Genomic DNA, 13242 nt, shown 5'->3' on the forward strand with positions numbered 1-13242 from the left:
TGGCTAATGACCATTAAATCATCTTTTTGATATAACCTAAAACTAATGACCAAATGACTAATGACACAATGACAAAGAAATACATTCTTAAACCTGGCCTCCATCAGTTTGCCCCGGGTTCGGCTGCTGTTCATAGTAATGAAAACCTGAGCGATAAAGAAGCAGAATGGTATTTGCAACGATATCCGCATATTGAAGCATTGTTTGCCCCCCGGCCCCCTGAAGGGGGAGTTGCAAAGCAGACCAAAGAGCAGCGCCAATCAACAGAAGATGAAATGTTAGGCAAAGGAGGTTCGGTATGAAAACCTATCTCCCGCAAATTGAACGGCGAATACTGGTGAGGCCCAACCAAACCTATGGTATTCTTAACTATGACCTGGATAACGCTTATCCGCAGCGCATGCTTGAGTTGGTAGCCGGATCGCCCACTGCAAAAGACTGCTGGAACAAACGAACAAAGTTTATTGCCGGTAATGGGTTTGAAGAAAAGGAACTTGGAAAACAAGTAATCAACTCTAAGGGCCTAACTGTAGCTAAACTGTTAAAAGCCTTGGCAACCGATAAAGCACTATTTACGGGTTTTGGAATCCATGTAAATTACAATGCCGATTTTAAGATCGTATCGGTAAGCTATGTAAAATTTGAAGATATCCGCATGGGTGATACCGACACCCCGGAAACAGCCGATAAATACGCGCTATACCCTGATTGGGGCCGCAAAACCTGGAAAAATATCATGCGCAGCAAGATCACTTTTTTGGACAGGTACAATCCTGATCCGGAGGCGATCATTGAACAGGTATGCCGGGCTGGCGGCTGGGAAAACTACAAAGGGCAATTATTTTATTTTAACCCGGAAGTTGATGATTACCCCCTGATTGAAGCAGATTCTGTATGGGAAGACTTTGAAACCGAAGCCGGGATCAAAATTTTCAATAACCGGGAAGTTACAACCGGATTTCTGCCATCAATCATGCTTTTTATGCAGTCGCGCCGCGAGGAAGCAGAAAACACCCGGCCCGATGCCAATGAATATGCAGGGATCAATATTCCATCGCAACTTGAAAAAGATCTCGGTGCATTTCAGGGAGCAAAAAGCGCGCAAAAGATCATCGTAATTGAATATGAAGATGAAAACTCTAAACCGGAGTTCAAAGCCTACCCTATTCAAAATAACGATAAACTGTTTGAAACTACCGAACGATCTGTTGAAGCAAGGATTATCAAAGGCTTTTCGGTTCCAAAAGAACTGATAAATGCCGAAAAATCATCCGGCTTAAGCAATGGCAGCGAAAAGAAGCAAGCTATTCTTGAATTTAATGATAATACCGCTGCCGACAGGCTTGATCTGTCAGAAACTTTCGCCGAAATCTTTAATCATTTTTACAGAGATATTAATCCCGGCGATAACTGGAACATTGTACCGGTAACAGCAATAGCAGCCGACGATACCCCGGGCTTCAAAGCCGGAAACGCAATCAACGAGCTTCTGCAATCGGCCATTCCTCAAAAAAGCAAAATAGCTGCTTTGGTACATGCATACGGTTTTAAACAAGCCGAGGCTGAAGCTATGTGCCCGTGATTAAGTCATAAGTCTTTAATACTACTTAAGACTATCATTCCAACTGGAATCTCAATAAACATCATTATGAACAAAATATTTTCAACTCCCCCAAAAGGGGTTAGGAGGCCATGCTATGATCTATTTAATCAATCAAACCATATTTCAACAATACGAAGATATCAACGTAAATATTAAATCCGAACGTCTCAAGGTGTTCATTAAAAAAGCTCAGGAACTCGACCTAAAACCGTTTTTAGGGTATGCTTTATACAACCAGCTGATAACCTATTGCAATGATGACGGCACCATAAAAGAAGACTCGCCGCAGGCTTATAAAGATTTGTTAAACGGCAGCGAGTATCTTGATGAGTACGGCCGCATAGTATTGTATGAAGGTATAGCACCTGCACTGGTTTATTTCACCTTTGCCCGCTTTATTGAAAACGACGCAATACATTACACAGCTACCGGGCCAGTTATTAAACAACACGACAATGGCAATGCGCTTTCATCACCCGAAATTGTAAAATTGGTACAACAACAACGTAGCATAGCCAACGCTTATGCTAATGACATCGAAAAGTTTTTAAGAGATAACCAGGCAAGCTTTCCGATTTGGCACTATAACGAAAAGAATAAAAGCAGCAGGCAATCAGGTCCACGGATCCGTGGTATCGACAAAACTGATTTCAACTATCCGGGCACTGTCAGCAATTATAATTTACCAATAACCGATTTTTTAAACTAATGGCAAACGATAAAAAAATAAGCGAGCTTCCAATAGCCGAAACAATAAGTGCGTCCGACAGATCAATCCTGATCAGCAACAATGCCGACTACCAATTTGATTTTGCCACACTGCTTCAATTCATCAATTCGGGGCTTAATGCCGGGGCTAACCTAACTTTCGGTCCGGTGCTCCCGCAAAACACAACCGGTAAAAATGGTGACGTTTTTATCAATACTTCTGCAGGCTCCTTCGCACAAAAAATAGCAGGCGTTTGGACAATTGTTTATACCATAGCTACAGGCAGTAGTACTGATACCACTGTATTATATGGGACCGCCAATCCAGGTACAGGGACCGGTAACAACGGTGATACTTTTATAAACACCTTAAGCGGAATATTTTACAAAAAAACAGGCGGCTCATGGAACCAGGTATTTTCCATGCAAACAGGCCCGCAGGGGCCACAAGGTACAAGCGGAACAAATGGCACCAATGGTACTAACGGTAAAAGCATATTAAATGGCACAACAAATCCGGCAAATAGCCTTGGTACCGATGGAGATTTTTACATCAACACCTCGTCTTATTACTTTTTTGGCCCAAAAAACGCAGGAATTTGGGGGACAGGAATTTCCCTGATAGTTTCGGGCGTACAGTTTGAAGAAACAGCCAATAAAAACGTTCCGGACGGCTACGCCGGTTTAGATAGCAGCGGAAAAATTGCATCAGCACAGCTCCCGAGCTATGTTGATGATGTAATAGAAGTTACCAATTATGCCTCATTGCCAACAAGCGGAGAGACCGGAAAAATCTATATAACCACAGATACGAACAACGAATACCGATGGAGCGGATCAGCGTACATACAAATTGTAGCATCGCCCGGCACAACTGATGCCGTACCTGAGGGTACAACCAATAAATATTTTACGTTATCGCGGGTGTTAAACGCAGTACTTACCGGCATAGGCTTCGGAAATGCCTCGGCAATATCAGCTACAGATAGTATTTTACAAGCATTAGGTAAACTTCAGGCACAAATTACCGGTTTATTTAAAATTCCCGGCGGGGGAACAAGCGGGCAAATATTAGCAAAAAATAGCAGTGCCGATGGAGACCTGCATTGGATTAACGCACCTTCCGGTAGCGGGAGCGGTGGCTCATCTGAACCATCGGGGCAAATTAAATCTTTCAGAGTTGATTATGGCGCTGTTGGTGATGGCGTGACAGATGATACTGCGGCAGTGAACGCAGCGCTGGCTGCTGAAAAGGTGATAGAAGATAGTGGTGATTTTTTTGTTACATCTATACCTATAAATAAATATGGCACAAAAATCCAGGGTAACGTAAGGATTCTAAGGAATAGTCCAAACGGCAATGCAGTTAAGCAGCAATTAAACAGTTATGCAGATACTAACCAACACGTGTTTGGGACGGAGTATTTAAGCTCGTTTCATAAAAAGTTGAAAGCAAATATGAGTGCTGCTTCCCCTACCGCTGTCAAAGTCGTATTCTCTGGGGATAGTACTACTTATGGAGCAAACGATGGTGCTGATACGGCGATTGATCAGGCACTCACTTATTTAGCTTCGAAAGACTATATACCGGCCGTAACCTTCGTAAGTAATAGTCACAGTGGAGGAACTGCACAAACTTGGTTAAACAGTTGGTTATCGGAAGACTTATCAATAACACCCGACGTATTGGTTTTACGTTGGGGTATAAATGATATGCCTTATTTAACACCCCAACAACTTGTTGACATCATCGATACTGGTCTTAACACAATTCGTAGTAATTCAAGTTTCACAAAAGATAAATTAGCAATAGTCTTATGTACAATGAATACAACAACAGATGATAACGTTGGGCATAAAGGAGAATTTTTTTTCGAGGAATATAATCGAGGTTTGCGAGAACTCGCTCGTAAATATGCGTGCTGCTTTATGGACATATACGCAATGTGGCAAGATGCAAGAAACGGACAAGATTATTTTACCCCTAATGATTTAAGCAGGCCCAATGAATTACTTCACCCTGGACGATCATTAAAAATATTGATTGCATGCAAGACTTATGATATTCTATTTCCTGAATATTTTAGAGGAGGTAGCATAGTCGACTTAGGCGCATCTGGTCGACTTGCTTCGACATCGCCTAATGCCTACAGGGCAGGCATTACGTATGAATATGTAGATTCGGCAAATGGCTACCCGACAAGTGGATTTTGCACAACTCAAAAAATGATAGGCGGTGGTTTTACCTTATACAGGCAAGAGATAACGATTTTCTCTGGAAGCAATAACGCTAATAGAGTTTACGTTCGCGTAGGTTGGGGAGCGGGTGCAGGGTCATGGCAAGACTGGTACATTTTAGAGCCACTAAAAACCCAGGTCGCCTATTTCGGCAGCAACGATGGCTCTATATCAATAGATAAAGTTTGGTCTACATATCCTGAAGGAATTTCGCTCGATATTGTCACAACATCTGGGGGATGGCCTGTAAATGGGTTACTTACTACTCGCAAGTACAATGGCTATATCAATCAAACATTAATCGATGCAGGTGGTACACGGGAATTTGTTCGTGGTTATTACGCAGCATTGGGTACATTTAAGGAAGTTACAATAACATAAAAAAAGTATAAATTTCCAAAAAGGTTAGATAAGTCTGATTGTAGAAAGTATCGGATAATGAGGCTTCATTGACTCAAGAGGACAATATCAACAAGAAGATCATATAACAGCACAATCTACTTCAACAACATTATGCTTCTCCCAATCATTCATCAAAACCTACATCATGACAACATTCGAACATAGAGAGATCAGGGGTATCACTATCAAAAATATGATAGTAACCATAACCAGCACCATAAGTATTGTTGTTTCTGTAATGACAGGATACTTCCAACTGAAAGGTGATATTAAAGATATTCGCTCTTCGCAGGAAACACAAAGCAGGGTCAACGAGATCAGGTTAAAAGTCCTTGAAGGGCAAGTCAATGTGCTGCAACAGGAAGTTCAGGGATTAAAAGAGGGAAAAAAGTCTTAAATACAGTTGTTTAAGAGGTGTGCCCAGAACGAGATTCGAACTCGTACATCCTTACGAATGCCACCCCCTCAAGATGGTGCGTCTACCAATTTCGCCACCTGGGCTCTTAAAAAATGTGAGAACCTTTCAATTCTCACATTTTAAATTCTCTTACTTTAAAAAAGGCGTGCCCGAAGAGAGACTCGAACTCTCAAGAGACAATTCTCAACGGCTTCTGAGACCGCAACGTTTACCAATTTCGCCATCCGGGCTTATCGTTTTATTAACAAGCGTGCAAATATAATCGTTTCCGGCAAATTGCAACTTAATAAATTAAAAAATGAACATTATGTTGTTTAAAGTACTGTGAACGTCTAACTTAGATTTTATAAAATAATTTATATCAAACTAAATGAAGCTAAAACGCCTTTTTATTTTAACTACATTATTCTGTTTCGGGTTATTCAGTCCCGTTTTAAAAGCACAAACCATTACCATTTTACAACAAGACAAGCCAACAAGTATCCGTGGCTTATCAGTAGTTGATGATAAAACAGCATGGATAAGTGGCAATAAAGGATATATTGCTAAAACAACTGATGGCGGCAAAACCTGGTACTGGCAGCAAATAAAAGGCTACGAAAAATCCGACTTTCGGGATATCGAAGCTTTCAACGATAAAGAAGCAGTGATCATGAGTTCGGGTACGCCTTCCTTTATCTTGAAAACATCAGACGGTGGACAAACCTGGCAGGAAAAATATAGAAAAACAGACACCACCTATTTTTTAGATGCTATGGATTTTGCCGATAAACTTCACGGCTATATTTTAGGCGACCCGATCAATAACAAGTTTTTATTACTGGAAACAAAAGACGGTGGCGAAACCTGGGCCGAATCACAAAATGCGCCGGACGCTTTAGCCGGCGAAGCCGCCTTCGCTGCAAGTGGAACATGTCTAAGAGTAGCAGATAACGGAGCGATATACATTGCTTCGGGAGGAAAAAGTGCAAGGCTTATTTCATTGCAGCCAAACAACAATCAGTGGCAATATACAAATCTGCCTGTCACACACGGGCAAAGCAGCCAAGGCGCTTTTTCATTGTCAATAGGACAAAATCAGGGAATTATTGTTGGGGGTGATTATGCAAACGATAAAAAAACCGACTCAGTTGCTACTATCCATACAGTTCATCCCTTTCTCAAATTTACGTCACCACAAACGGGGCCTGCAGGTTTTCAATCAGGTGTTGAGCATCTAAAATCAGGCATATTTCTGTCAACCGGCACTCCCGGAAGCAACATTACTACAGATGGAGGCAGGACCTGGAAGCAAATTGACAGTACAAGTTTTAACGTTTGTCGCAAGGCAAAACATGGAAAACTCGTATTATTGGCAGGGAATGGCGGTAAAATAGGCATTTTGAAATTATAGTTTACTGGTTATTAATAGCTTAAAAAAAGCTTTACATTAATTTAAAAAATAGCTTGCAGGGAATAATTAAGAACCCTATATTTGCACCACTTTAAACGGAAACGGTTAACCGAACCAAAGAAGTTGAAAAGTATGATTCCGTAGCTCAGCCGGTAGAGCATAACACTTTTAATGTTGGGGTCCTGGGTTCGAGTCCCAGCGGGATCACAAAGCCTTCGAAAAGAGGCTTTTTTATTTAGAAAAACACAGCTGCCTTTAAACAGCTTCGCCTTAATAAAGTGAGAAATTTAAAGAATGATTCCGTAGCTCAGCCGGTAGAGCATAACACTTTTAATGTTGGGGTCCTGGGTTCGAGTCCCAGCGGGATCACAGAGGTTAAATTGAAAACCTCAAATTTTTGAGAAAAAAGCGCACCACGGTGCGCTTTTCTTGTTTTTACGCGGTTTCTGCCAAAATAATTACAAAAAAGAAGGTCAAAATAAATCAAGGCAAATCAAACTGAATAGTGCCCAAATCAGTGCCCAATTCCTTATCTTAAATTTGGGCACTGAATTTCCAAAAAGGCTTGTGATAAAGAGTTTTAGGGAATCAATCAATTTTCCGGTAAGCTGCCGGAAAGTATTTTTTGATCACTTAAAAATTGTGTGAAGGATGAAAAGCAATCAGAAACTTGCAATTTTGTTTTGGATAAGAAAGTCCAAAGCAAACAAATACGGCATGGCTCCCATCTATGCCCGTGTAACCATTAATGGTGAAGAGGAAAACATTTCCATCTCCAAAAATGCATTGCCAGATACCTGGAATGTCAAAGAAAAGAAAGTGGCTGCATCAGTTCCGGATGCAAAGGCAATAAACCTAAAGATTGCCTTAGTCGAAAATGACCTAAACAGGCATTTCATTCTTCTTCAAAGCCAATATGACGTTGTTACACCAATAATGCTAAAGAACTCTTATTTGGGAAAGGCTGTAAACGATAAGGGTTCGGACTCCAAAGCAAATCAGTCCAATCGAATAAATACGTTGCTTGGGGCTTTCAGTGAGTTCATCACCCATTTCGAATTGATGGTAAAAATTAAAATGAGGTCACATGAAACGCTTAAACACTGGAGGACAACCAAATCAAAAGTATCTGAGTTTATTAATTTAAAATTGGGGCTAACAGATTTAGACCTTACAGACCTGCGCGCTTCTTTTGCACCCCAGTTTTATAAATTCCTGACGCTTGAAGTGGAGGAGCCACTTTCTGAAATAACAGCAAAGATGCATGTAAAGAAAAGCAAGCAGATTGCCGAATACTGTGTTACCAATGAATGGATGGATAAAAATCCGTTAAAGGGCTTTAAATGTGGCGGCGGTGAGAAAGAAGTACTTCCCCTTGAAATGGCTGATGTTTATGCTATTCATCAAAAACAAATAGATGTCGAAAGGCTTGCCGAGGTGCGTGACGCATTTATATTCCAGTGCTTCACTGGTTATGCCTTTCAGGATATTTATGGCCTTACTCCTGAAAATATCATCCTTGTGGGCTCCAATGGTGAGCGTTGGCTGAGCAAAGAACGGGGTAAAACAGGCGTAAGCGAAATGGTACCGATCCTTCCAATTGTCGAGGATTTAATAACAAAATATGCAAACCATCCTTATTGTATTAAGAATAACTGCATTATACCTATCAACAGCAATGCAAAGTATAATGCGTACCTAAAAGAGTTAGCGGTTATATGTGGTGTAAACCAGAAATTAAATACGCATCTGGCACGCCATACCTTTGCCGATATGATGCTCAATAATGGTGTTCCCCTTGAAGATGTAAGTAAGATGCTTGGGCACAAAAGCATCAGGACAACGATCAGGTATTGCAGAGTGAAAAAATTCAGGATCAGCACAAACGTTGCCAAAGTGAAAAGCATCCTTTTTACAGAAACTGGTCAGCTAAAACAAGTCTCCTAATAATAAACAATGGCTACCAAACGGTAGCCATTGTTTATTCAAGCAGTAATAAGTTATCGTTAAAATCGCATTCCGGTATATAGATAAAATACCTTTGTATTTCACCATCAATTTCCATTTCTATTTCATCAAACTCACCATCGATCCCAAATACCTCATATAATTCTTCTGTCATGATATCGATGCAGGACTTATAGAAGTCGTTCTCATCTTTGAATTGCATCCTTAAAGCTAATGCAAGAATTGGGATCAGGTTAAAATCAGAAATTTCAATAGCATTTTCAATTATGTTTCCTGGGCCGGATTGAATCTGTACAACAAGCTTGGAAAATTCCTCCCAGGATTGTTGCTTTGAAAACTGCATGGTATTTTCACTAACAAATTTCGGGCCCCGCTGTTCCCAATAAAGCTTCCAGGCTTTATAGATGTCGATAATCAGGTTTTCCTGATTAATCTCCGGGTGCTCATCGTATAGTATAGCCCATAATTCAAAGGGCGTGTCTGTGTAAATAAGGGAGTAATCATTTTTGAAATAAGTCTTTATCTCCCATATTAGGTCATTATAATGGGAGATACGAAAAGTCGTCCCTTGCAATTGTGCAAGGACAATCCCATCTGTTCTAAATCTAACCTCATCCTCAACGGTATCTGTAAAAAGCATAAAGGCGGTTTTATATTCATTAACCGGCCTTGATATCTGGGCTTCCATTAGAAATGTTTTTATGCAAGATTAAAACATTTCCACTAAACAGAATATAAATAAATAATGACCGGATGCTATCTCTTTTTATATTTAGAATGGTTTTGACCAAAGCCAATCCCATGCACGCATTTTCCAATCACTGATTGTTTTTCCATGGTTGTTGCACCATTTCCTTGATTGGTAAAATTTATAAAAAGAAATGGCGGTTAACTCACTACCGCCCTTTTCTAAAAACCATATAATTACAAAACTTTTATCCGGAGGCACCTGCTTGCCGTAACCCCTGACCTTGATTGATACCTTCGCCATTTTTTTATCCTTTTGAACTGACTTTGCTTTTTTCAAACATCTTATCAATATCTGCCGGATCATAATAGATCGAGCCGCCAATGCGCAAATAGGAAAGGACGCCGCTTTTGCGCATCCACTGTAATTTACCGGGTGACACTTCCAACAGTTTTCTCACCTCCCTTGATTTTAACCACTTCTTTTCCGGCTTGGAGTTCCCTCCTTTTAATAATTTACCGATTTCAAAAAGCATATCAGCTTTAAAATGCTGGAGATCTTCTATTGTTACCAGTTTTTGAGATTGCCCTTTCTTCTCTGCGCCAGTCCCATTCTCACTATATATTGACATCTTCTTTGTTTTTGTATTATGTAATATTTCCTTCCAAAAAAATCCTGCTTTTTATTCCTTTGTAATAAGATGGTTCGTAATGGACATAACCATGTTCATCTAAATCCTTTATCAACTTATGATAGGTAGCGCTGCTTGATATCCTGGCAAAATGCATTATATCTTTGCCATAAGCTAATAAAGGAGTCTCAAGGCCTTGCTCCAACTGCATTTGAATAAGGCTTGTATAAAGGCCGATATGGGCAATACTTATACGTGCATCTGTCGATGCCTTTTTAAAAAAAACGGATAGCAATGCAGCAATGTCCATAACTATAACTTCACCGATTTTCCTTTAACCTGTTTTGTTTCGCGGCTTTCAGGGATAAGTTGTTTTACATTCGTTCTGGCTTTTACCCCTTTCAATTCATCGACTGTTACTTTCTGTCCGGTATTATTATAAATGGCGATCTCTTTTTTTACAGGGTTAGTACTAAGCTCCACCGGCACGGTTTTGTTTCCGACCTCTAAGCCGGCCTGAACTTTCTCTCCGTTTGCCAGTTTTGTAATAAGGTTTTCTTTCATCTCTGCTTTTAGCGGAAGCGCTGTCACAGCAGCTTTCAGGTCAAATCCATAATTTTCGGCAAAATGCTTCATCCGTAAATTACCTGCTCCATCCTTATCGTTTAAATCGAGTTGCTTCCATGAACCTGTATTTTGATCCAGTACCGCACGCCCGGCCAGTAAGTTGTAAGCCATAGCGCTATCATAAGATGCCGATTGGCCAATGTCAAACGTATGCTGCCTTGGTTTTCCTTTATCAAGTTCGGAATGCAGTGTAGCTTTGTAATGATCCATATGATAGTTACCGGTTTCATCTTTTTTGAAATTGAGTTGCAACTGCATCCTCTCATGTTCATTTACATGATAGGAAACAGGCAGGGAAAACTCCCTGTTACCCTGTTTCATTTGCTGTTCTACATCTTTAAAATACTGACCTAGGCCGGAGTGCATCATCGTTCCACGAAGGCGTTCCACATTACTTTCATTTTGCAACCTTATTTTATCAATGGATTTGTCAAGATTTACAAGGCTGATAATCCTGTCTAATAACCGCCTGAAAACATTGGGATAGATCCGCCTTGCCAGTTGTTTCCTTTCAAGGTTAAGCGCCTTGAGTGCCATGCGATCCTGAGCTATTGGATTTGACAATGCCATTGCCCTTAGCTCGTCATAATGCTTTAGCTTCTCCTTTAAAAACTCCCTGCTTTTTAAAACGGCAGGAGAAAACAACTTTTCATAGCGCTGTTCCTTTTCCCGCCAATCCTTTAATGATGTTTCGATCATACTTTCCATAAGGCCTTGATTTAGTATTTAAAATTTGATGCACTACTCTTAGGAAACTCCCTGGCTCTTTCGTTTGGCGCTTTGTTTCTTTACTGCCATCGTAGGCCCATTATCCATATCAGCAGTAGCACTATTTTTATTGGCCGCTTTCGCTCCCTGGTTCTTACCTTCAGATTGTGTGGCGGATTTGTCACCTTCCTGCTTTATGCTTTGGTGTTTAACACGTTGGTTACCGTCAAACATATTGATCGTCTTAAATTGCGGATTGGCTTCAATGGAACGTTTGTACTCAGTACCATTTGGAAGGGTCATGGTAACAGCCTGGCGGTTACCACGTTCGAGTGAATCCAGTAATTGCTTCTTCCCATCAGGAGTACTAAGTTCCTTGATCGGGAATTGGGAGAGTTTTGCTTCAAGGCTATAATTGAAAAAAGTCTTGATGGGATAATTTCCATATTGGTCCCTGCTGGTAAAATCAAGTTTGTTCCAAAGCGTCTCTTTTTCGCCTTCCTTCGTTACAAAGTCCTTTAACACAGCACGCCCTTCGCCTTTCGCATTTACATCCATCATGTTAAAGGCTTCTTTTAAGGTGAAAGAATTATTGAGTAATTCTGTCTTGGGTTTACCTTCGCCGTCAAGTACTATTTTTTTCTCCTCATCCCTTATGGTTGCGGGCTTTGATGGCTTTACGTTAAAGCTCTGGGTTAGCGGCTCTTTGCCTTCAGGGGTAACCTGCAAATCGTATTTATTAAAAAAGTAATTCCCCTGATCCGACCTGCGAAAATGAAGCGTTGCTTCCGCGCGGCCTTCACCAAACTCCGGTTTAAAATTTAATTTAAAATCCTGTTTACCTTCAGCTACATTTTCCATGATCTTATGTTCCAGGCTATCACCAAAGCCTGTATACTTTACCTGTTTTGCCAGATAGGCTACATTGTTCTCGTTCATGACTATAAATTTTTATTGTTTAAAGAGTACTTATTTAAAGACCACGGGCCCGGATAAGCAATTTGTTTTTAATATCCAGTTCTATGTTGCGCCCACCGTTATCTTCCATGAGTTGGAGCGTCAGGTATTTTTTATCCGGTATCGTAAATTTTGGTAGCGTTACAACAATGGTCTGCTCGGAGCTGCCGCGGATAATGCGGGCATTACCCGTTACCTGCACAGGTTGCAGTTCCGTTTCCTGCGATGCGGTACGTTTTGATTTTTTCTGGTCGCGGATATAAAACCGGAGCTGGTCTATATCATAATCGATATTAGAATTATTGCTGAGTGCTATCTGAAAATAAAGCTGCTGGTTGTGGATGTAGATACCACTTAGTACCATTTTAATGGCTGAATTTTCATTGCCCTTTTTTAAAAAGGCTTTTTTAAGGGCCACCTGTTCCCCATAATCCTGAATGCTTGCCTCGTTATCATTTGTAATGGAGAAGCGGGCATCGGAACTTTTAATGCCGGGCACCTGATCCACTTTGATATTTAAAAGTGAAGGGCTTTGGCTGTAGCTGACAACATAAGAATATAATTTTCCATCGGCCGTAATAACAGTTAGCGTGGTCTCAGAAAAGCCCTGAACAGCAGCCTTTACCTGTAATATGTTTTCAACTCCCTTAGCAACCTGCACCAGCAAGTCCTTGCTGCCTTTATCTACACTCTTTATTGCGTAGGGATAGATAATATTCACTGTCTTTGAAAAAGTAACATCCAAAAGCTCGGGCTGGATGACCTCTGTTTTTTTTACATTGTTGTCCTGAGCTTTTGCAAAGGCGCTTATTAAAAGGATAATCCCTGTTATCCATACTACACAAATCTTTTTCACTGTCGGGAAATTTTAATGGTTAATTTTTCTGTTTATTTATTTATT

Annotated in this window: 14 protein-coding genes and 4 tRNA genes; 9 read left to right on the plus strand and 9 right to left on the minus strand. The window is 40.5% G+C overall.

The window, feature by feature from the left end:
• Positions 1–53 precede the first annotated feature (53 nt).
• The 5 genes from BMX50_RS12555 to BMX50_RS12575 all read left to right on the plus strand — a co-directional run bounded on the left by BMX50_RS12555 (position 54) and on the right by BMX50_RS12575 (position 5348).
• Positions 54–302, plus strand: a complete 249-nt coding sequence (locus tag BMX50_RS12555; RefSeq protein ID WP_091210862.1) for a hypothetical protein — start codon at positions 54–56, stop codon at positions 300–302.
• Positions 299–1582 carry a hypothetical protein gene (locus BMX50_RS12560; RefSeq protein WP_091210863.1) on the plus strand — a complete coding sequence of 428 codons (1284 nt, stop codon included), beginning with the start codon at positions 299–301 and terminating at the stop codon, positions 1580–1582. The genes BMX50_RS12555 and BMX50_RS12560 overlap by 4 nt, the downstream gene beginning before the upstream one ends.
• A 115-nt stretch (positions 1583–1697) precedes the next feature.
• Positions 1698–2312, plus strand: a complete 615-nt coding sequence (locus BMX50_RS12565) for a DUF6712 family protein (RefSeq protein ID WP_091210864.1) — start codon at positions 1698–1700, stop codon at positions 2310–2312.
• Positions 2312–4930, plus strand: a complete 2619-nt coding sequence (locus BMX50_RS12570; RefSeq protein ID WP_091210865.1) for an SGNH/GDSL hydrolase family protein — start codon at positions 2312–2314, stop codon at positions 4928–4930. Before BMX50_RS12565 ends, BMX50_RS12570 begins: the two co-directional genes overlap by 1 nt.
• 166 nt (positions 4931–5096) lie before the next feature.
• Positions 5097–5348, plus strand: coding sequence for a hypothetical protein (locus tag BMX50_RS12575; RefSeq protein WP_091210866.1), 252 nt, complete (start codon positions 5097–5099; stop codon positions 5346–5348).
• Between the two features lie 20 nt (positions 5349–5368).
• Here the strand turns inward: BMX50_RS12575 and BMX50_RS12580 are convergent.
• Both BMX50_RS12580 and BMX50_RS12585 read right to left on the minus strand, forming a co-directional pair.
• Positions 5369–5452 (minus strand) — tRNA-Leu (locus BMX50_RS12580).
• 63 nt (positions 5453–5515) lie between these two features.
• Positions 5516–5599, minus strand: a tRNA-Leu gene (locus BMX50_RS12585).
• Between the two features lie 140 nt (positions 5600–5739).
• On the opposite strand from BMX50_RS12585, the gene BMX50_RS12590 reads away from it, so the two are divergent.
• The 4 genes from BMX50_RS12590 to BMX50_RS12610 all read left to right on the plus strand — a co-directional run bounded on the left by BMX50_RS12590 (position 5740) and on the right by BMX50_RS12610 (position 8709).
• Positions 5740–6762, plus strand: a complete 1023-nt coding sequence (locus BMX50_RS12590; protein WP_091210867.1) for a WD40/YVTN/BNR-like repeat-containing protein — start codon at positions 5740–5742, stop codon at positions 6760–6762.
• Between the two features lie 134 nt (positions 6763–6896).
• Positions 6897–6969: transfer RNA gene (locus BMX50_RS12595), tRNA-Lys, on the plus strand.
• 89 nt (positions 6970–7058) lie between these two features.
• Positions 7059–7131 (plus strand) — tRNA-Lys (locus tag BMX50_RS12600).
• A 282-nt stretch (positions 7132–7413) separates the two neighbouring features.
• Entirely contained in the window at positions 7414–8709 is a 1296-nt protein-coding gene (locus BMX50_RS12610; protein WP_091210869.1) for a site-specific integrase, read from the plus strand.
• Between the two features lie 34 nt (positions 8710–8743).
• Here the strand turns inward: BMX50_RS12610 and BMX50_RS12615 are convergent, their stop codons facing one another.
• From BMX50_RS12615 to traN, 7 genes are all read right to left on the minus strand, one after another.
• Complete coding sequence (locus tag BMX50_RS12615) at positions 8744–9418, minus strand: hypothetical protein (RefSeq protein WP_091210870.1); 675 nt, start codon at positions 9416–9418, stop codon at positions 8744–8746.
• Positions 9419–9502: 84 nt separating this feature from the next.
• Entirely contained in the window at positions 9503–9721 is a 219-nt protein-coding gene (locus tag BMX50_RS12620) for a hypothetical protein (protein ID WP_091210871.1), read from the minus strand.
• 4 nt (positions 9722–9725) lie between these two features.
• Positions 9726–10049 carry a helix-turn-helix domain-containing protein gene (locus BMX50_RS12625; protein ID WP_091210872.1) on the minus strand — a complete coding sequence of 108 codons (324 nt, stop codon included), beginning with the start codon at positions 10047–10049 and terminating at the stop codon, positions 9726–9728.
• 16 nt (positions 10050–10065) lie between these two features.
• Positions 10066–10359: a hypothetical protein gene (locus tag BMX50_RS12630; protein WP_091210873.1), complete on the minus strand. Its 294-nt coding sequence runs from the start codon at positions 10357–10359 to the stop codon at positions 10066–10068.
• A 2-nt stretch (positions 10360–10361) separates the two neighbouring features.
• On the minus strand, positions 10362–11384 hold the full coding sequence (locus BMX50_RS12635) for a hypothetical protein (protein ID WP_091210874.1): 1023 nt from the start codon (positions 11382–11384) through the stop codon (positions 10362–10364).
• Positions 11385–11423: 39 nt separating this feature from the next.
• Complete coding sequence (locus BMX50_RS12640; protein ID WP_091210875.1) at positions 11424–12323, minus strand: hypothetical protein; 900 nt, start codon at positions 12321–12323, stop codon at positions 11424–11426.
• Positions 12324–12357: 34 nt separating this feature from the next.
• Positions 12358–13197, minus strand: coding sequence for a conjugative transposon protein TraN (gene traN, locus BMX50_RS12645; RefSeq protein ID WP_091210876.1), 840 nt, complete (start codon positions 13195–13197; stop codon positions 12358–12360).
• Positions 13198–13242: the final 45 nt, after the last annotated feature.

Origin of the sequence: Mucilaginibacter gossypiicola (assembly GCF_900110105.1) — a bacterium.
Taxonomy (GTDB): domain Bacteria; phylum Bacteroidota; class Bacteroidia; order Sphingobacteriales; family Sphingobacteriaceae; genus Mucilaginibacter; species Mucilaginibacter gossypiicola.

Coding starts and splice junctions, on each gene's coding strand:
- BMX50_RS12555 (WP_091210862.1), top strand. CDS start 54: ATGACTAATGACACAATGACAAAGAAATACATTCTTAAACCTGGCCTC.
- BMX50_RS12560 (WP_091210863.1), top strand. CDS start 299: ATGAAAACCTATCTCCCGCAAATTGAACGGCGAATACTGGTGAGGCCC.
- BMX50_RS12565 (WP_091210864.1), top strand. CDS start 1,698: ATGATCTATTTAATCAATCAAACCATATTTCAACAATACGAAGATATC.
- BMX50_RS12570 (WP_091210865.1), top strand. CDS start 2,312: ATGGCAAACGATAAAAAAATAAGCGAGCTTCCAATAGCCGAAACAATA.
- BMX50_RS12575 (WP_091210866.1), top strand. CDS start 5,097: ATGACAACATTCGAACATAGAGAGATCAGGGGTATCACTATCAAAAAT.
- BMX50_RS12590 (WP_091210867.1), top strand. CDS start 5,740: ATGAAGCTAAAACGCCTTTTTATTTTAACTACATTATTCTGTTTCGGG.
- BMX50_RS12610 (WP_091210869.1), top strand. CDS start 7,414: ATGAAAAGCAATCAGAAACTTGCAATTTTGTTTTGGATAAGAAAGTCC.
- BMX50_RS12615 (WP_091210870.1), bottom strand. CDS start 9,418: ATGGAAGCCCAGATATCAAGGCCGGTTAATGAATATAAAACCGCCTTT.
- BMX50_RS12620 (WP_091210871.1), bottom strand. CDS start 9,721: ATGGCGAAGGTATCAATCAAGGTCAGGGGTTACGGCAAGCAGGTGCCT.
- BMX50_RS12625 (WP_091210872.1), bottom strand. CDS start 10,049: ATGTCAATATATAGTGAGAATGGGACTGGCGCAGAGAAGAAAGGGCAA.
- BMX50_RS12630 (WP_091210873.1), bottom strand. CDS start 10,359: ATGGACATTGCTGCATTGCTATCCGTTTTTTTTAAAAAGGCATCGACA.
- BMX50_RS12635 (WP_091210874.1), bottom strand. CDS start 11,384: ATGGAAAGTATGATCGAAACATCATTAAAGGATTGGCGGGAAAAGGAA.
- BMX50_RS12640 (WP_091210875.1), bottom strand. CDS start 12,323: ATGAACGAGAACAATGTAGCCTATCTGGCAAAACAGGTAAAGTATACA.